Here is a 19,682-nt window from a genome sequence, read left to right as displayed (position 1 = left end):
GTCGCCACGGGTCACTTCACCCCCAGATCGTTGTCGATGAACGCGAGGAGCTCGTCGGCGCCCAGCCCGTCGGCGGCCGGGGTCTCCCCCGCGTCGCCGGGCCCGGTCCACTTGACGAGCAGGGCTTGCAGCCGCACGGTGATCGCGGCCCGGGCGTCGTCGTCGGTGGCGACGGCGGAGAGCAGGGTGTCCAGTTTCTCGATCTCGGTCAGCGCCGGGCGGGCGGCCGCGCCGTCGCCGAGCGCGGTGGCGACGAGGAATTCGGCGACCCGGGTGATCGTCGGGTGGTCGAAGACCAGCGTCGCGGGCAGCCGCAGGCCGGTCCGGGCTTCGAGGCGGTTGCGCAGCTCGACCGACGTCAGCGAGTCGAACCCGAGGTCGGTGAAGCTGACGTCGGCGCCGACCGTGCCGTCGTGGCCGAGCACGGCTTCGACCTGCTTGCCGACCAGGGCGATCGTGACGGGCAGCCGCTCTTCGGACGGCAGCGGCGCCAGCCGGGCGGCCAGGTCGCCGCCGGGTTCGACGGCCGCGGCGCGCCGCGGGGCCGTGGTGACCAGGCCGCGCAGGGCAGGCAGAAGCGGGTCCTGCCCGCGCAGCACGGCGAAGTCGAGCCGCAGGGCCGCGACCGCCGGGTCACCGCCGCCCACGGCCGCGTCGAACAGCGCGATACCGTCCTCAGTGGACAGCGGGGGCAGCCCGGAGCGGTGCATCCGGGCCAGTTCGGCGTCGGTGAGCGTGCCGGCCATGCCCGTGTTCCAGGCGCCCCAGGCGATCGAGACGCCGGCCTTGCCTCCGGCCGCGCGCTGGTGGGCGAGCGCGTCGAGGAAGGCGTTCGCGGCGGCGTAGTTGGCCTGCCCGGCCGCGCCGAGGGTGCCCGCGATCGAGGAGAAGAAGACCAGCCGGGTGCCGGGTGCGGTGAGTTCGTGCAGGTGCCAGGCCGCGTCCACCTTCGGCGCGAACACCCGGTCGAGGCGCTCCGGGGTCAGGGCCCCGAGAACGCCGTCGTCGAGGACACCCGCAGCGTGCACGACGGCGGCCGGCTCGGCCTCTTCCAGGACCTTCGCGAGCGCGTCCCGGTCGCTGACGTCGCAGGCCACCACCCTCGCTTGCGCACCGAGGTCCGCCAGCTCGGCGACGAGGTCCGCGACCCCCGGTGCCGCTTCCCCGCGCCGGCCGAGCAACAGCAGGTTCCGGACCCCGCGGCCGGCGAGGTGCCGGGCGAAGATCGCACCCAGCCCCCCGGTGCCCCCGGTGATGAGCACGGTCCCGTCCGTCTCCCGGAAAGCGGCACTTTCACGTGGAAGTGCCGGGGTCAGGCGGGCGGTGTGGAGGCGACCGGCGCGCAGGGCGACCTGGGGTTCGCCGGCGGCGAGGGCGCCCGCGATCGCGGTCTCCGGGACCTCGCCGGTGTCGGAGTCGACGAGGACGATCCGGCCCGGGTTCTCCAGCTGGGCCGCGCGCAGCAGGCCCCAGACGGCGGCGTGGGCCAGGTCGATGTGCTCGCCGGGTTCGACCGCGACGCCGTTGCGGGTGACCACGACCAGGGCCGGGGCGTCGTCGAGGCCGCGCTGGACGTCCGCCAGCACCCGGGCGGTCACCGCGCGGACGGCGGCCGGGACCGGTCCCGCCGCGGACGGCACCTGGAGGAGGGTGACCGGGGGCGCGTCCGGGATCGCGGCGGCCTCGGGCAGCGCGGGCCAGGTGAGCCGGTAGGCGGTCGGCGCCGGGGCGGCCGGGGTGCGCACGGCCCGCAGCGCGAGGGAGCGAACCGCGACGACCGGGGTTCCGTCCGGGGTGGTCGCGGTGACCGCCAGCGAGCCGCCGGCCGGCGTGAGCCGGACCCGCAGCGCAGTCGCCCCCGCGGCCAGGAAGGCGGCACCCGCCCAGCTGAAGGGCAGGCCGCCGCCGACGTCCAGCAGCGACGCCGCGTGCAGCGCGGAGTCGAGCAGGGCGGGGTGGACGACGAACCGCCCGGCGGCCTCGTGGTCGTCCTCGGCGAGGGCGACTTCGGCGTAGACGTCGTCGCCGAGGCGCCACGCCCGGGTCAGGCCCTGGAACGCCGGGCCGTAGCCGAGGCCGCGGTCGGCCATCGTGTCGTAGAAGCCGTCCAGCGCAACGGCTTCCGCGCCCGCGGGTGGCCATTCGGCGAAGGCGGCGACCGGTTCGTCCACGGCGGGCACCAGGGTGCCGCTCGCGTGCCGGGTCCAGGCCGCACCCGGCTCGCCGTCGCCGCGGGAGTAGACACGCAGCGTGCGGGCGCCGTCCTCACCGGCGCCGCTCACGGCGACCTGGACGACGACCCGGCCGCCGTCCGGCACGACCAGCGGCGCTTCCAGCGTCAGCTCCCCGACGCGCGGGCAGCCGGCCTGGTCGCCGGCGCGCACGGCCAGTTCCAGCAGCGCCGTGCCGGGCACCACCACGGTCCCGCCGACGGTGTGCCCGGCCAGCCACGGCTGCGCGGCGAGCGAGAGGCGCCCGGTGAACAGCAGGCCGCCGGAGTCGGGCAGCTCGACGGCGGCGCCGACCAGCGGGTGCCCGGCGGCCCACAACCCGGCCGCGGAGACATCGCCCGCCGCGGAAAGCCCGCCGCCCGGCCAGATCCACTGGTGCTGGAAGGCGTAGGTGGGCAGCGGCACGACCCGCGCGTCCGGGCCGAACACGGCCGGCCAGCCGAGGGCGACGCCGGCCACGTGCAGCCGGCCGAGGGCTTCGGTCACCGCGTCGGCTTCGGTCCGGTCGCGACGCAGGAACGGGACGGCCACCCGGCCGGCGTCGAGGGATTCCGCGGCCATGGCGGACACCGTGGCGTCCGGCCCGAGCTCGGCGAACGCGGTGACGCCCAGCTCGGCCAGCCGCCGCACGGCCGGCCCGAACAGCACCGGCCGCCACACCTGCCCGACCCAGTGTTCGGCCGAAGCCAGCGTCGCCGCCGTGACCAGGTCGCCGGTGACCGTCGAGACGATCGGCAGCGCCGGCGCCGAGAAGGTCAGCCCGGCGACGACCTTGCGGAAGTCGTCGAGCATCGGGTTCATCAGTGGCGAGTGGAAGGCGTGGCTGACGCGCAGCCGGCGGGTCTTGCGACCGTCGGCGGCGAAGTGCGCGGCGATCTCCTCGACGCGGCCGGCGGCGCCGGAGACGACGACCGAGGCCGGGCCGTTGACCGCGGCCAGCGCGACCTCGTCCTCGCGGCCGGCCAGCAGCGGCCGGACCTCGTCCGCGGTGGCCTGCACGGCGATCATCGCGCCGCCCGCGGGCAGCTGCTGCATGAGCCGGCCGCGCGCGGCGACCAGCGTGCAGGCGTCGTCCAGGGTGAGCACCCCGGCGACGTGCGCGGCGGCGATTTCGCCGATCGAGTGCCCGGCGAGGTACTCCGGCGTGATCCCCCACGAGCGGACCAGGTGGTACAGCGCGACTTCGAGGGCGAACAGCGCGGGCTGCGCGTACTGCGTCTCGTCGAGCGCACCCGCTTCGTCGGCGAAGAGCACCTCCCGCAGCGGCCGGTCCAGCTCCCGGTCGAGCCGCGCGAGCACGGTGTCGAGCGCCTCGGCGAACACCGGGAACCGGGCGTGCAGGTCGCGGCCCATCCCGGCCCGCTGGCTGCCCTGGCCGGCGAAGAGGAACGCGGGCACCTGCTCCCCCGCCGTCCCGGTGACCAGGCCGGTGACGCTGCCGCCGCGGGCCAGCACCGCCAACCGGGTCTCGAGGTCGGTGCGCGTCTCGCCGGTGACGACGGCGCGCTCGGCGAACGGCGTCCGGGTGGTGGCCAGCGCCAGCCCGATGTCCGCCGGATGCGTCCCGCGGTGCCCGGCCAGGTGCGTCAGCAGCCGGGAAGCCTGCGCCCGCAACGCTTCCGGGGTGCGGCCGGACAACGGCCAGGCCACCACCGGCGGCGCCGGTTCGGCCCGCGGCGGCACCGGCGCGGCCGGCGGGGCCGGCGGGGCTTCGAGCACGGTGTGGGCGTTGGTGCCGCTGATGCCGAACGACGACACGGCGGCGCGGCGCGGGCGGCCGTGCTCGGGCCAGGCCCGTGGCTCGGTGAGCAGCTCGATCGCGCCGCCGGCCCAGTCGACGTGCGTCGAGGGCGCGGTGACGTGCAGGGTGCGCGGCACGGTGCCGGTGCGCATGGCCTGCACCACCTTGATGATCCCGGCGACCCCGGACGCGGCCTGGGTGTGCCCGAGGTTCGACTTGATCGAGCCCAGCAGCAGCGGTTCTTCGCGGTCGCGGCCGTAGGTGGCCAGCAGGGCCTGCGCCTCGATCGGGTCGCCGAGCGTGGTCCCGGTGCCGTGCGCCTCGACGACGTCGATGTCCGACGGGGACAGGTTCGCCGCGGCCAGCGCCTGGCGGATCACGCGTTGCTGGGCCGGGCCGTTCGGGGCGGTGAGGCCGTTGGACGCGCCGTCGGAGTTCACCGCGCTGCCGCGGACGACCGCGAGGATCTCGTGGCCGTTGCGCTGCGCGTCCGACATCCGCTCCAGCACCAGGATGCCGGCGCCTTCGGACCAGCCGACGCCGTCGGCACTGTCCGAAAAGGACTTACAGCGGCCGTCGGCGGACAGGCCGCGCTGCCGGCTGAAGCCGATGAACGTGCTGGGCGTCGACATCACCGTCACGCCGCCGGCGAGGGCGAGCGAGCACTCCCCGTTCTGCAGGGCGCGGGCCGCCAGGTGCAGGGCGACGAGCGACGACGAACACGCCGTGTCGACGGTCAGCGTCGGGCCTTCCAGGCCGAGCGCGTAGGCGACGCGGCCGGAGGCGACGCTCGGCGCGCTGCCGTTGCCCTGGTAGCCCTCGGTGTCCGGGCTGCCCTGCAGGAGCAGGCCGTAGTCGGAGTACATGACGCCGACGAACACGCCGGTGCGGGAGCCGCGCAGCGAACGCGGGTCGACGCCGGTCCGTTCGACGGCCTCCCAGGCAACCTCCAGCAGCAGCCGCTGCTGGGCGTCGGTCGCGAGGGCTTCGCGGGGGCTCATCCCGAAGAACGCCGGGTCGAACTCCCCCGCCTCGTGCAGGAACCCGCCGCTGCGCGTGTAGGACGTGCCGGGGTGGTCGGGGTCCGGGTGGTAGAGGCCCTCGACGTCCCAGCCGCGGTTGGCCGGGAAGTCCGTGACCGCGTCCACGCCCTCGTCGACCAGCGTCCAGAGGTCTTCGGGCGAGCCGACCCCACCCGGGTAGCGGCAGCCCATGCCGACGATGACGACCGGGTCGCCGTCCACCGCGGCCGTCGGGGTGACCGGCTCGGGGACGTCCACTTCGCCCAGCAGGAACGCGGCCAGCTCGGCCGGGGTCGGGTAGTCGAAGGTGAGCGTCGCGGGCAGCCGGAGCCCGGTGGCCGCGTCCAGGCGGTTGCGCAGTTCGACCGCGGTGAGCGAGTCGAACCCCAGCTCCCGGAACGGCCGGTCGGCGGCCACCCCGGCGGTGCCGGAGTGCCCGAGCACGGCGGCGACCTGCGCGCGGACCAGATCGAGCACCGCGCGGGAGCGCTCGGCTTCGGTGAGCCCGAGCAGCGGGCCGTCGAGCCGCGCCACGGTGGCCGCGGTCTTCCGGGCGGGCGTGCGGACCAGGCCGCGGAGCAGGTGCGTGACCTCGGGCAGGGCGCCGAGCGCGGCGAAGTCCAGGCGGACCGGCAGGACGGTGTCGAGGCCGGTCGCGCAGGCTGCGTCGAACAGCGCGAGGGCGTGGTCCGGATCGAGGGCGGGCAGGCCGGCGGCGGCCATCCGGCGCAGGTCGGCGTCGGTGAGGGTGGCGGTCATGCCGCCGGCCCGCGACCACGCGCCCCAGCCGAGGGACAGCGCGTGCTGCCCGCGGGCGCGGCGGCGGCGGACCAGGGCGTCGACGGCCGCGTTGGCCGCGGTGTAGTTCGCCTGCCCGGCCGCGCCGAAGGTGCCCGCGACCGAGGAGTAGACGACGAACGCGGTCAGGTCGCGGTCGCGGGTCAGCTCGTCGAGGTGCCACGCGGCGTCGAACTTGGGCGCGAGCACGGTGCCGAGCCGCTCGGGGGTGAGCGAGCCGAGGACGCCGTCGTCGAGGACGCCCGCGGTGTGCACGACGGCGGACAGGGCGACGCCGTCGAGGACGCGGGCCAGCTCGGCGCGGTCGGCGACGTCCGCCGCGGCGACCTCGACCTCGGCGCCGGCCGCGGTCAGCTCGGCGACGAGATCGGCCGAGCCGGGGGCAGCCGGGCCGCGGCGGCTGACCAGCAGCAGCTTCCGGGCGCCGTGCGTGGTGACCAGGTGGCGGGCCAGCGTGGCGCCGAGGCCGCCGGTGCCGCCGGTGATGAGGACGGTCCCTTCGTCCCACTTCGGCGGGACGACGTCCCCGGCGCGCGGGACGCGGGCGACCCGGGCGGCGCTGATCTCGCCGCCGCGCACGATCGTCTGCGGCTCGCCGGACGCCACCACCGCGGGCAGCGCGGCGATCGACTCGGGTTTGCCGTCCACATCGGATAGGAAGAAGCGGCCCGGGTCCTCGCGTTGCGCGGACCGCACGAGCCCCCAGACAGCCGCGGCGGCCGGATCGTCCAACCCGGACGTGACGAACACCAGCCGGGCGTCCTCTGTGGACTGCAGCACGGAAAGGGCGTCGGCGGTCGCGGCGCGCACCCCCGCCGGTCCGCGGGCCGCAACGTGGTGCACGGCGAACCCGGCTTCCCCGGCCGGCCGCGGGATCGGGACCCAGTCGAGGTGGTAGAGCGAGTCGGCGGGCCGGGTCCGGGCCGGGGCCGCGGGCCGCAGCACCAGCGAGCCGATCGTGGCGACCGGGTCGCCGGCCGCGTCGCGCAGGGCGATGGCGACCGAGTCCTCGCCGAGCCGGGTCAGTTTCGCCCGCACGACGGCCGCTCCGCCCGCGTGCAGCGTGATCCCGCTCCACGCGAACGGCAGCCGTCCACCGTCCACATCGGTCAGCCCGGCGTGCTCGGCGGCGTGCAGGACCGCGTCCAGCAGGGCCGGGTGCAGCCCGAACGCGGCCGCGTCCCGCTCGGCCTCTTCGGGCAGGACGACGTCGGCGTACACCGCCTCCGGGGTCCGCCAGACGGCCTTGAGCCCGCGGAACAGCGGTCCGTAGGCGAACCCGCCGGAGGCGAGCCGCTCGTAGAAGCCGTCCAGGGCAACGGCTACGGCGTCCGGCGGCGGCCAGCTGCCCGAGTCGTCCAGGGTGGCCGTCCCGGTGCCGAGGCGGCCGCTCGCGTGCCGCGTCCACGGCTGCTCGCCGCCGCCCGCGGGGCTGGAGTACACGGCCAGGGTCCGCTCGCCCGCGGCTCCCGCCGGGCCGACGACGACCTGGAGCCGCACCGCACCTTCGGCAGGCAGGACGAGAGGAACTTCGAGGGTCAGCTCGTCGACGCGGTCGCAGCCCGCCCGGTCGGCGGCGTGGATCGCCAGGTCGAGGTAGGCGGTGCCGGGCAGCAGGGCCGCACCGAGCACGAAGTGGCCGGCCAGCCAGGGCTGCGTGCGCAGCGACAGCTGGGCGGTGAAGAGGAACCCGCCGGAGTCCGGCAGTTCGACGCCCGCGCCGAGCAGCGGGTGCCGGGCCGCGTCGAGCCCGGCGGCACCGAGGTCGCCGGGCACCGCGCCGGACACGCGCGGCCAGTGGCGTGCGCGCTGGAACGGGTAGGTCGGCAGGTCCGGGCCGGGGCCGCCCGCCGGGCCGAAGAACGCGGGCCAGCCGACCCGCACGCCGGCCACGTGCAGGCGGCCCAGCGCGGTCACGAACGCGGTCTCTTCGTCCTGGTCCCGGCGCAGCAGCGGGACGCAGGCGACGCCGGAGCCGAGGACCTCGCTCGCCGCGGCCGACAGCGACCCGTCCGGGCCCAGCTCGACCACGGCGGCGGCGCCCTGCTCGCCGAGCACGCGCACGGCGTCGGCGAAGCGGACGGGCTCGCGGACGTGCGCGACCCAGTACTCCGGGGTGCCCAGGTCGGCGGGCTCGCCGGTCACGGTGGAGATGATCGGCAGCCGCGGCGCACCGAACTCCAGGCCGGCCAGCACTTCGGCGAAGTCGTCGAGCATCGGGTCCATCAGCGGCGAGTGGAACGCGTGGCTGACGGCGAGGCGCCGGACGCGGTGCCCGGCTCCGGCCAGGGCGTCCGTGGTCCGGGTGACGGCGGCTTCGGTGCCCGCGACCACGACCGCGCCGGGGCCGTTGACCGCGGCGATCGTCACGCCGTCCGCCAGGAACTCGCGGACCACGGCTTCGGGCGCGCGGACCGCGGCCATCGTGCCGCCGGCCTGCAGCGCGGCCATCAGGCGGCCGCGGGCGGCGACGAGCGTGCACGCGTCCTTCAGCGACAACACCCCGGCGACGTGCGCGGCGGCGATCTCGCCGACCGAATGCCCGGCGAGCCAGGACGGCTTGACCCCGAACGACTCCAGCAGCCGGAACTGCGCGACGCCGAGGGCGAAGATCGCCGGTTGCGTCCAGTCGGTGCGGTCCAGCAGCGCGCCGTCTCCGGCGAAGACGACGTCCCGCAGCGGCAGGTCCAGCTGGGCGCACACGGCGTCGAAGGCCTCGGCGAACACCGGGAAGCGCCGGTGGAGCCCGGCGCCCATGCCCGGCCGCTGTGCGCCCTGACCGGCGAAGACGAACGCGCTCTTGGCGCGGGTCCGCGCCGGTGTGGTGGGAGGCGTCTCGGCGAGGACGGCCAGCTGCCCGAGGGGGTCGCCGACGATGGCCGCGCGGTAGGAGAACGCGGTGCGCGTGGTCGCGAGGGCCCGGGCGACCCCGGCCGGCGGGCGGTCGCCGAGCAGCGCGTGCAGCTGCCTGGCCTGCGCCGACAGCGCCTGCGGCGTGCGCGCGGACAGCAGCAGCGGCACCGTCGGGGGTTCTTCGGCCACGACGTCGTCGAAGGCGGGCGCCTGTTCGAGGATGGCGTGCGCGTTGGTGCCGCTCAGCCCGAACGACGAAACACCCGCGCGGCGCGGCCGCCCGGACTCCGGCCACGCGCGGTGCTCGGTGAGCACCCGGACCGCCCCGGCGGTCCAGTCGACGCGGCTCGACGGCTCGTCGACGTGCAGCGTCTTCGGCAGCTCGCCGTGGCGCAGGGCGAGGACCATCTTGATGATCCCGGCGACGCCGGCGGCGGCCTGGGTGTGGCCGAGGTTCGACTTGACGGCGCCGAGCCACAGCGGTTCGTCGCGGTCGCGGCCGTAGGTGGCCAGCAGCGCCTGCGCCTCGATGGGGTCGCCGAGCACCGTGCCGGTGCCGTGCGCCTCCACCGCGTCGACATCCGAAGTGGACAGTCCGGCGTCGGCGAGCGCCTGGCGGATCACGCGCTGCTGCGCGGGCCCGTTCGGGGCGGTGAGGCCGTTGGAGGCGCCGTCGGAGTTGACGGCGGTGCCGCGGACCACCGCGAGCACCGGGTGGCCCTGTTCGCGGGCGGTCGACAGGCGTTCGACGACGAGGATGCCGGCGCCTTCGGACCAGCCGGTGCCGTCGGCGCCGTCGGCGAAGGGCTTGCACCGGCCGTCGGCGGCCAGGCCGCCTTGGCGGGCGAACTCGGCGAAGGAGTTCGGCGTGGCCATGATCGTGACGCCACCGGCCAGCGCGGTGGTGCACTCGCCGCGGCGCAGGGCCTGCGCGGCCCAGTGCAGCGCGACCATCGACGACGAGCAGGCGGTGTCGACGGTGACCGACGGCCCTTCCAGGCCGAGCGTGTAGGACAACCGTCCGGAAAGGACACTCGCGGTGGTGCCGGTGGCCAGGTGGCCCTGGACGTCTTCGCCCGAGGTGGCGAGCAGGGTGCCGTAGTCCTGGCCGTTGGTGCCGACGAAGACGCCGGTGTCGCCGCCGTGCAAGCTCGCCGGGTCGATCCCGGCGCGCTCGAAGGCCTCCCACGCCACCTCGAGCAGCAGGCGTTGCTGGGGGTCCATCGCCATCGCCTCGCGGGGCGAGATGCCGAAGAAATCGGCGTCGAAGTCGGTGACGCCGTCGAGGAAGCCGCCGGTCAGCGCGTACTCGTACCCCGAGGCGAGGGTCGCGAGGTCCCAGCCGCGGTCTTCGGGGAAGCCGGTGATGCCGTCCTCGCCGCCGGCGAGGAGCCGCCAGAAGTCCTCGGGGCTGCGTACGCCCCCGGGGAAGCGGCAGCCGATGCCGACGATGACGATCGGGTCCTCGTCGGCCGCCACGCGCACCGGCGCCGCGGTCGCGGCCAGGGTTCCGGCCAGTTCGCCGAGCAGGTGGCGGGTCAGGATCTCCGGGGTCGGGTGGTCGAACACCAGCGACGGCGGCAGGTCGAGCCCGGTCGCCGTCGCGACGACGTTGCGCAGCTCGACGGCGGTGAGCGAGTCGAAGCCGAGGTCGCGGAACGCGCGGTCGGGGGCCACGGCCCCGGTGCCGCTGTGGCCGAGCACCACGGCGACCTGCTCCAGCAGCAGGCCGAGCAGGAAGTCGAACCGGTCGTCCTCGGGGACGGCGGCGAGCCGCGCCCGCAGCTCTTCGTCGCCGCGCGGGGCTTCGGCGCGCGCGGCGGCCGGGATGCCGTCGAGCAGCGGGCCGGCGCGCAGCACGTGCGAGTAGCGGGTCCAGTCGATGTCGGCGACGACGACGGTGGTGTCCGCCAGGGCGCGGTCCAGTGCGGCGGCCGCGCGCTGCGGGTCGAGGGGGGTGAGCCCGCCGCGGCGGGCCCGGTCGGCGACGCCCGCGTCGGCGGCGAGCATGCCGCCGCCCGCCCACGGGCCCCAGGCGATCGATGTCGCGGGCAGGCCCAGGCCGCGGCGGTGTTCGGCGAGGGCGTCGAGGGTCGTGTTCGCCGCCGCGTAGGCGGCTTGGCCGGCCGAACCGAACGTGCCGGCGACCGAGGAGAACAGCACGAAGCTGCGCAGGCCGCCGGTCAGTTCGTGCAGGTGCCACGCGGCTTCGGCCTTGGCGTGGTAGCCGGCCTCGAAGCGGTCCGGGGTGAGGGTGGTGAGAACACCGTCGTCGAGGACCCCGGCGGTGTGCACCACGTCGGTCAGGCCGGGGATGCCGGCCAGCACGGCGGCGAGGGCGTCCCGGTCGCCGGCGTCACAGGCGGTGATGGTGACATCGGCGCCGAGCGCGGTGAGTTCCTCGCGGAGGCCGTCCGCGCCCGGGGCGGCGGGGCCGCGGCGGCTGAGCAGGACCAGCCGGCGGCCGGATTTCGCCAGGCGGCGCGCGACCGCGGCGCCGAGGGCGCCGGTGCCGCCGGTGATGAGCGTGGTGCCCTCGCCGTCCTCGGGCCTGCGGTCCGGCGCGGCGGGCGCGGCGACGACCCGGCGGCCGAACAGCCCGCCCGCCCGGACCGCCAGCTGGTCTTCGCCGCCGGCGCCGGTCAAGGCGGCGGCGAGGCGGCGCGGGACCTCGGCGTCGAGCTCGGCGGGCAGGTCGACGAGGCCGCCCCAGCGCTGCGGGAGTTCCAGTGCGGCGGCGCGGCCGAGGCCCCAGACGGCGGCCTGCGCGGGCCGGGCCACGGGGTCGCCGGGGGTCACCGCGACGGCCTCGCGGGTCACGCTCCACAGTGGAGTACCGTCCAGGATCTGCAGCAGCGCGGCCGTGGCGGTGAGCCCGGCCGGGACGCCCGGGAAGCCGGTCTCGTCCAGGGCCAGCAGGGACAGCACGTGGTCGAATTCGCGCTCGCGCAGGCGGTCGGCGAGGGTGTCGTCGAAGACCACCGGCTCGCCGTCGAAATACCCGGCGACGGTGGTGACCCACGGGTCGCCGGCGAGCGCGGCCGGGACGACCACGAGCCAGCTCCCGCTGCCGGGCCGGGCCGCGGTGACCGGGACCCAGGTGGCCCGGTAGCGCCATCTGTCCACAAAGGACTCTTCGTGGCGCGAACGCCGGTAGGACGACAGTGCGGGCAGGACCGCGCCGAGGGAGGCGTCGTCGACGTCGAGCCGCGCGGCCAGCCCGGCCGCGTCGCCGCGGTCGACGGCGGCCCAGAACTCCGCGTCGGCCGTCGCGCCGGCGGGCACGGCGGGCACGGCGGGCGAGGGCCAGAACCACTCGTGCTGGAAGGCGTACGTCGGCAGGGCGACGCGGCGGGCACCGGTCCCGGCGAAGAAGGCGGGCCAGTCGATCCGGACGCCGTTGACGTGCAGCCGCCCGAGGGCGCCGACCAGGGTCTCGACGTCGTCGCGGCCGCGGCGGGCGACCGGGATGCCGTCGGTCATCGCCGAGAGCACCGCGTCCGGGCCGATTTCGACGACCAGCCCGGCCCCGGCCTCGCGCAGGCGCGTGACGGTGTCGGCGAACCGGACCGGCTCGCGGACGTGCGCAACCCAGCGTTCCGGATCGGTGACGTCGCCTTCGGCGATCACCGGCACGGCGGGGGCCGTGAAGGTCAGGTCCGCGATGGCGTCCCGGAACGCGGGCAGCATCGGGTCCATCAGCGGCGAGTGGAACGCGTGTGACACGGTGAGCCGCTTGGTTTCGGCGAAGTGCGCCGCCACGGCGAGCACGGCGGCCTCGGCACCGGACAGCACGACCGAATCCGGGCCGTTGACCGCGGCGATCGCCACTTCGTCGCTCAAGTACGGCGTGACGTCGGCCTCGGTGGCGCGGACGGCGACCATCGCGCCGCCCGGCTCGAGGTCCTGCATCAGCGACGCGCGGGCGGTGACCAGCGCGCAAGCGTCGTCCAGGGACAGCACGCCGGCGACGTGCGCGGCGGCGATCTCGCCGACGGAGTGCCCGCCGGCGAAGTCCGGCCGGACGCCCCACGCGCCCAGCAGCCGCACGAGCGCGACCTCGACCGCGAACAACGCGGGCTGCGCGAACCCCGTCTGCGAAAGCGCTTCGGCGTCTTCACCCCAGAGGACTTCTCGCACCCGCGGGTCGAGGCGGTCGAGCACGGCGTCGAGCGCAGTGGCGAAAGCCGGAAAGCTGTCGTAGAGGCCGCGGGTCATGCCGGGCCGCTGGGCACCCTGGCCGGTGAAGACGAACGCGACCTTGGGGGCGCCCTTCGCCTCGCCGGTGGTGACCAGGGGCGACGGCCGGCCTTCAGCCAGCGCGGCGAGCCCTTCGTGGCCGAAGACGACGGCACGGTGGTCGAACGCCGAGCGGGTCGTGGCCAGGGAATACCCGAGGTCCGTGGGGTCCGCGGTGACGTCCCGGAGCCGGGCGGCCTGCGCGCGCAGGGCGTCCGGGGTGCGGCCGCTGAGCACCAGCGGCACACACGGCAGATCGCGCTCGGCCTCGCCGCGGGCCGGGACGACGACCGGCGGCTCCTCGATGATGGCGTGCGCGTTGGTGCCGCTGATGCCGAACGACGACACCCCCGCCCGGCGCGGCCGGCCCGGCTCGGCGGGCCACGGCCGGGCGTCGGTGAGCAGTTCGACGTTCCCGGCGCTCCACTCGACGTGCGTCGAGGGCTCGGTGACGTGCAGCGTGCGCGGCAGCGTGTCGTGCCGCATGGCCTGGACGACCTTGATGATCCCGGCGACCCCGGCCGCCGCCTGCGCGTGCCCGATGTTGGACTTGATCGAGCCGAGCAGCAGCGGGTGCGCGCGGTCCTGGCCGTAGGTGGCGAGCAGGGCCTGCGCTTCGATCGGGTCACCCAGCGTGGTTCCGGTGCCGTGCGCTTCGACGACGTCGACGTCCGATGTGGACAGACCGGACGCGGCGAGCGCTTGGCGGATCACGCGCTGCTGCGACGGGCCGTTCGGCGCGGTCAGGCCGTTGGACGCACCGTCGGAGTTGACGGCGGAGCCTCGCAGCACGGCGAGGATCTCGTGGCCGTGGCGGCGCGCGTCCGACATCCGTTCCAGCACGAGGATCCCGGCGCCTTCGGACCAGCCGACGCCGTCGGCGGTGTCCGAAAAGGACTTGCAACGGCCGTCGGCGGCGATGCCCCGCTGGCGGCTGGACGCGACGAACGAACCGGGGGTCGACATGACGGTGACCCCGCCGGCCAACGCGAGCGAACACTCCCCCTGCCGCAGGGCCTGCGCGGCCCAGTGCAGCGCGACCAGCGACGACGAGCACGCGGTGTCGACGGTGACGGCCGGGCCTTCCAGGCCCATCGTGTAGGCGATCCGGCCGGAGGCGACGCTCGGCGCGCTGCCGTTGCCCTGGTACGCCTCGGCTTCCGGGCTGCCCTGCAGCAGCATCCCGTAGTCGGAGTACATGACGCCGACGAACACGCCGGTCCGGGAGCCGCGCAGCGACACCGGGTCGACGCCCGCGCGTTCCACCGCTTCCCAGGACACTTCGAGCAGCAGCCGCTGCTGCGAGTCCGTGGCCAGGGCTTCGCGCGGGCTCATCCCGAAGAAGGCCGGGTCGAACTCGCCCGCCTCGTGCAGGAACCCGCCGTGGCGCGTGTACGACGTGCCCGGGTGGTCGGGGTCGGGGTGGTACAGGCCCTCCACGTCCCAGCCGCGGTTGCCCGGGAAGCCGGACACCGCGTCGACGCCGTTCTCGACCAGGCGCCACAGGTCCTCGGGCGAGCCGACGCCGCCCGGGTAGCGGCAGCCCATGCCGACGATGACGATCGGGTCGTCGGACACCGGGCGCACGGACACCGCGGTGTCCTCGGTGACCGTGCCGGTCAGCTCCCCGCCCAGGTACGCGGCCAGGGCCTCCGGCGTCGGGTAGTCGAAGACGAGCGTGGCGGGCAGGCGCAGGCCGGTCACCGCGTCGAGGCGGTTGCGCAGCTCGACGGCGGTCAGCGAGTCGAAGCCGAGGTCCTTGAACGCGCTGCGGCCGTCGACGGTGTCGGTGGCCGCGTAGCCGAGCACCAGCCCGGCCTCGGTGCGCACCAGGTCTTCGAGGGCCCGGGCGCGGTCGGCCTCGGTCAGGCCGCCGAGCCGGTCGGCCAGCGCGGTCGCCGGGCCGCGGCTCGCGGCCGGCGCGGTCCCGCCGGGCACGAGCGCGCGCAGCAGCGCCGGAACGCCCGGGCGGCTGCGGAGGGCACCGGTGTCGACGCGCATCGGCAGGACGGCGGGCTCGGCCTCGGTCAGGGCGGCGTCGAACAGCGCCAGGCCCTGGGCCGGGTCGAGCGGCGGCAGGCCGGCCGCGGCGAGCCGGCGGTGGTCGGCGTCGGACAGCCGGGCCGCCATGCCCGCGTCCCCCGCCCACGCGCCCCAAGCCAGGGACTGGGCGGGCCGGCCGTCGGCGCGGCGGCGCTGGGCGAGCGCGTCGAGGAAGGCGTTCGCGGCGGCGTAGTTGGCCTGCCCGGGGCTGCCGAGCACGCCGGCGGCCGAGGAGAACAGGACGAAGGCGCCGAGGTCGCCGGTCAGCTCGTGCAGGTTCCAGGCCGCGTCGACCTTCGCCCGGAACACGGTCGCGATGCGCTCGGGCGTCAGGGTTTCGACGACGCCGTCGTCGAGGACACCGGCGGCGTGCACGACGGCACCGACCGGGTGCTCGGCCAGCAGCGCGGCGAGGGCGTCGCGATCGGCGGCGTCGCACGCCGCGATCGTGACGTCGGCGCCGAGCGTGGTCAGCTCGTCACGGAGTCCGGGCGCGCCGGGGGCGTCGGGGCCGCGGCGGCCGGCCAGCAGCAGCTTCCGGACGCCGTGCGCGGTGACCAGGTGCCGGGCCACCAGCGCGCCGAGCCCGCCGGTGCCGCCGGTGACCAGGACGGTGGCGCCGTCCGGGAAGCGCGCGCCCGGGCCGTCGCCGACCGGCAGGCGGGCCAGCCGCGGCCGGACGATCCCGCCGTCGCGCAGGGCGGCCTGGGTCTCGCCGGAGTCGAGGACGCGCCGCAGCGGGGCGGCGAGGTCCTCGTCGGCGTCGACGTCGACGAGGACGAACCGGTCCGGGTGCTCGGCCTGCGCCGAGCGCACCAGGCCCCAGACCGCGGCGGCGGCCGGGTCGACGACGTCGCCCTCGGCGGCCGGAACGGCGTGGGAGGTGACGAAAACCAGCCGTGACCGGGCGAAGCCCGGTTCGGCGAGCCAGCCCTGCAGGAGTTCGAGGGCCCACGCCGTGGCGGCGTGGGCGGCGGCCGCGTCGCCGTCGCCCGCCGGGACGGGGGCGAGCACGACGGCGGGCAGCGGGTCCGCGCTGATCCGGACGGTCGCGAGGTCGGGGAACACGGCCGGGGTGGCGAAGCCCAGCCCGGTGCCGAGCACGACCCAGTCGGCGTCGTCGGCGGGCTGAGTCACGGACACCGCGGGCGCCGGTGTCCACACGGGACGGAAGAGCGACTCGTGCCGGGTCGCGCGCAGCTCCCCCGCGGCGACCGGGCGGAAGGTCAGCGCGTCGGCGGCGAGCACCGGCGTGCCCGCCGGGTCGGTGACGGCGAGCGCGACGGCGTTCTCGCCGGCCGGGGTGAGCCGGGCGCGCAGGGTCGTGGCGTGCGCGGGCTGCACGCCGACGCCGGTCCAGGAGAACGGCAGGCCCTCGCGATCGAGGTGCGCGCAGGCGTGCAGAACGGCGTCCAGCAGCGCCGGGTGCAGGCCGAAGGACGCGGCTTCGGCCTCGTGCTCGGGCGGCAGCGCGACTTCGGCGAACACCTCGTCGCCGAGCCGCCAGGCCGCGCGCAGGCCCTGGAACGCCGGCCCGTAGCCGAGCCCCTGCGCGGCCAGGCTCTCGTAGAAGGCATCCAGGTCCAGGGGTTCGGCGCCGGCGGGCGGCCACTCCCCCGGCAGCGCCGCGGCGGGCGCGCCGCCGACGCCGAGCCGGCCGGAGGCGTGCCGGACCCAGCCGTCGTCCTGCTGGGAGTACACGCTGACCGAGCGGCTGCCGTCCTCGGCGGCCGGGCCGGCGACGACCTGCACGCGCACGCCGCCGGAGGCGGGCAGCACGAGCGGCGCGGCGAACGTCAGCTCTTCGACGCGGGCGCAGCCGACCTGCGCCCCCGCGCGGCCCGCCAGCTCCAGGAACGCCGTTCCGGGCAGCAGGGTGGTGCCGAGGATCTCGTGCTGGCCGAGCCAGGGCTGCCGGCGCACGGACAGCTCGCCGGCGAACAGGAACCCGCCGGATTCGGGCAGCTCCACGGCCGCGCCGAGCAGCGGGTGCCCGGCCGGGTCGAGGCCGGCCTGGCCCAGGTCGCCGCCGGCACCGCCTTCGAGCCAGTAGGTTCGGCGCTGGAAGGCGTAGGTGGGCAGGTCGACGGTCCGGGCACCGGTGCCCTCGTGCCAGGCCGTCCAGTCGAAGCCGCCGCCGCGGACCTGCCAGCGGGCCAGCGCCGCCAGCAGCGTCGCCGTCTCGTCGCGGCCGCGGCGGGTGGTGGGGATGCAGTCGGTGTCCGGGCCGGTCAGCTCGGCGGTCATCGCCGAGAGCGTCGCGTCCGGGCCGACCTCCAGGAACGTGGTGACCCCGCGGGAAACCAGTCCGGCCACGGTGCCGGCGTACCGGACGGCGTCCCGCACGTGCCGCACCCAGTAGTCCACAGTGGACACGTCGCCGGCGGCGACGATCGGGAGGAACGGCTCGGCGAAGGTCAGCGTCTCCAGCACCGCGCGGAAGTCGTCGAGCATCGGGTCCATCAGCGGTGAGTGGAACGCGTGGCTCACCGTGAGCCGCTTGGTCTTCTCGAACCGCGCGGCGACGGCGAGCACCGCGTCTTCGGTGCCGGAGACGACCACGGCTTCGGGGCCGTTGACCGCCGCGATCGAGACATCGTCGCCGAGCAGCGGGAGAACGGCCGCTTCGCTCGCCTGGACGGCGACCATCGCGCCCCCGGCGGGCAGCGCCTGCATCAGGCGGCCGCGGGCCTCGACGAGCTTGACCGCGTCCGGCAGGGACAGCACGCCGGCGACGTGGGCCGCGGCGATCTCGCCGACGGAGTGCCCGGCGACGAAGTCCGGGCGGACACCGAACGACTCCAGGAGCCGGAAGAGCGCCACCTCGAAGGCGAACAGCAGCGGCTGCGCGACGCCGGTTTCGTCCACAGTGGAGCTTTGCGGCAGGTCGAGCAGCGCGAGGATCTCGGCGTGCGCCCGCCGGAACACCGGGAAGGGCAGCGTCTCGCCCATGTCGGCGCGCTGGGAACCCTGGCCGGTGAACAGGAACGCCGACGCGCCGGGGTGCAGCGCCGAACCGGTGTGCACGCCGGGCGCGGCGGCCGAGGTGGCGAGCGCGTGCAGGGCGTCCAGGAGCTCGCCGCGGCCGGTGCCGGTGAGCACGGCCCGGTGCGGGAAGGCGACGCGGGTGGTGGCGAGGGCGTGGGCGACGTCGAGCGCGGTGTGGTCCGGGCGGGCGTCGAGGTGGGCCAGCAGCCGGGCGGCCTGCTCGCGCAGCGCGTCCGGGGTGCGCCCGGACACCGGCCACAGGTACCCCGGGGGTTCACGGCGTTCGGCGGCGCCGGCCGGCTCGGGCACCGGCTGTTCGAGGATCAGGTGTGCGTTGGTGCCGCTGATGCCGAAGGACGACACGGCGGCGCGGCGCGGCTTCCCGGTCTCCGGCCACGGGCGCGGCTCGGTCAGCAGCGAGACGCGCCCGGCCGTCCAGTCCACGTGGGACGTCGGCGCGTCGACGTGCAGGGTCTTCGGGAGGACGCCGTGGCGCATGGCCTGGATGGTCTTGATGACCCCGCCGACGCCGGCGGCGGACTGCGTGTGCCCGACGTTCGACTTGAACGAGCCGAGCCACAGCGGGGCGCCCGCGCGCTCGCGGCCGTAGGTGGCCAGCAGCGCCTGGGCTTCGATCGGGTCGCCGAGGACGGTGCCGGTGCCGTGCGCCTCGACGGTGTCGATGTCGTCGGGGGTCAGCCCGGCGTTCTCCAGCGCCTGCCGGATCACCCGCTGCTGGGAGGGGCCGTTGGGGGCGGTGAGGCCGTTCGACGCGCCGTCGGAGTTGACCGCGGAGCCGCGGATGACGGCGAGCACCTCGTGGCCGTGGCGGCGGGCGTCGGACAGGCGTTCCAGCAGCAGGAGCCCGGCGCCTTCGGAGAAGCCGGCGCCGTCGGCCGCCTCGGCGAAGGACTTGCAGCGGCCGTCGGAGGCGAGGCCGCCCTGGCGGTCGAACTCGCCGTACAGGCCCGGGGTGGCCATCACCGCGACGCCGCCGGCGAGGGCGAAGGAGCACTCGCGGGCCCGCAGCGCGCGGGCGGCCCAGTGCAGCGCGACCAGCGACGACGAGCACGCCGTGTCGACGGTGACGGCGGGGCCTTCGAGGCCGTAGAAGTAGGCGATGCGGCCGGAGATGACCGAGGATTCGGTGCCGGTGACGAGGTAGCCCTCGACGCCGTCGGGCAGCGCGGCGAGCCCGCGGCCGTAGCCCATGGACCCGGCACCGACGAAGACGCCGCCGGTACTGCCCTCGACCTCGCGCGGATCGATGCCGGCTCGTTCGAACGCCTCCCAGGCCAGCTCGAGGACGATCCGCTGCTGCGGGTCCATCGCGAGCGCCTCGCGCGGCGAGATGCCGAAGAAGGCGGGGTCGAAGTCCCCGGCGCGGTGCAGGAACCCGCCGCGGTGCGCCGACTCCGGCCAGCCGCGGCCGTCGGGGAACCCGGTGACGGCGTCGACCCCGTCGGCCACGAGCCGCCACAGGTCCTCGGGCGACTGCACACCGCCGGGGTACCGGCAGCTCATGGCGACGACGGCGACGGGTTCGGCCGCCGCCGCGAGCAGCGTGGTGTTCTGCCGCCGCAGCTGCTTGTTCTCCTGCACGGCGACGCGCAGTGCTTCGACGACTCGATCCGACCCGGCCGGCATAGACATCTCCAGGGTGAGCGGGTGTTCCTACCCGGGTGACGCCACCGCGACGGCGTCCCTCACGGACCGGCGCCGAGCGAACGTCCACTTGCCGGGAGTCAACCGCACGCCCAGCCCGGA

General features: G+C 76.2%; 1 protein-coding gene. It reads right to left on the bottom strand.

Annotated features, from left to right (window positions below; genetic code table 11):
* Positions 1–11: 11 nt before the first annotated feature.
* Positions 12–19,562 (bottom strand): type I polyketide synthase, encoded by a 19,551-nt coding sequence (locus C2L59_RS47945; protein WP_199199027.1) that lies wholly within the window; start codon positions 19,560–19,562, stop codon positions 12–14.
* Positions 19,563–19,682 lie beyond the last annotated feature (120 nt).

The organism is Amycolatopsis sp. CA-128772, from assembly GCF_002904295.1.
Classification (GTDB): domain Bacteria; phylum Actinomycetota; class Actinomycetes; order Mycobacteriales; family Pseudonocardiaceae; genus Amycolatopsis.
This window is presented reverse-complemented; position numbering and strand designations above follow the sequence as displayed.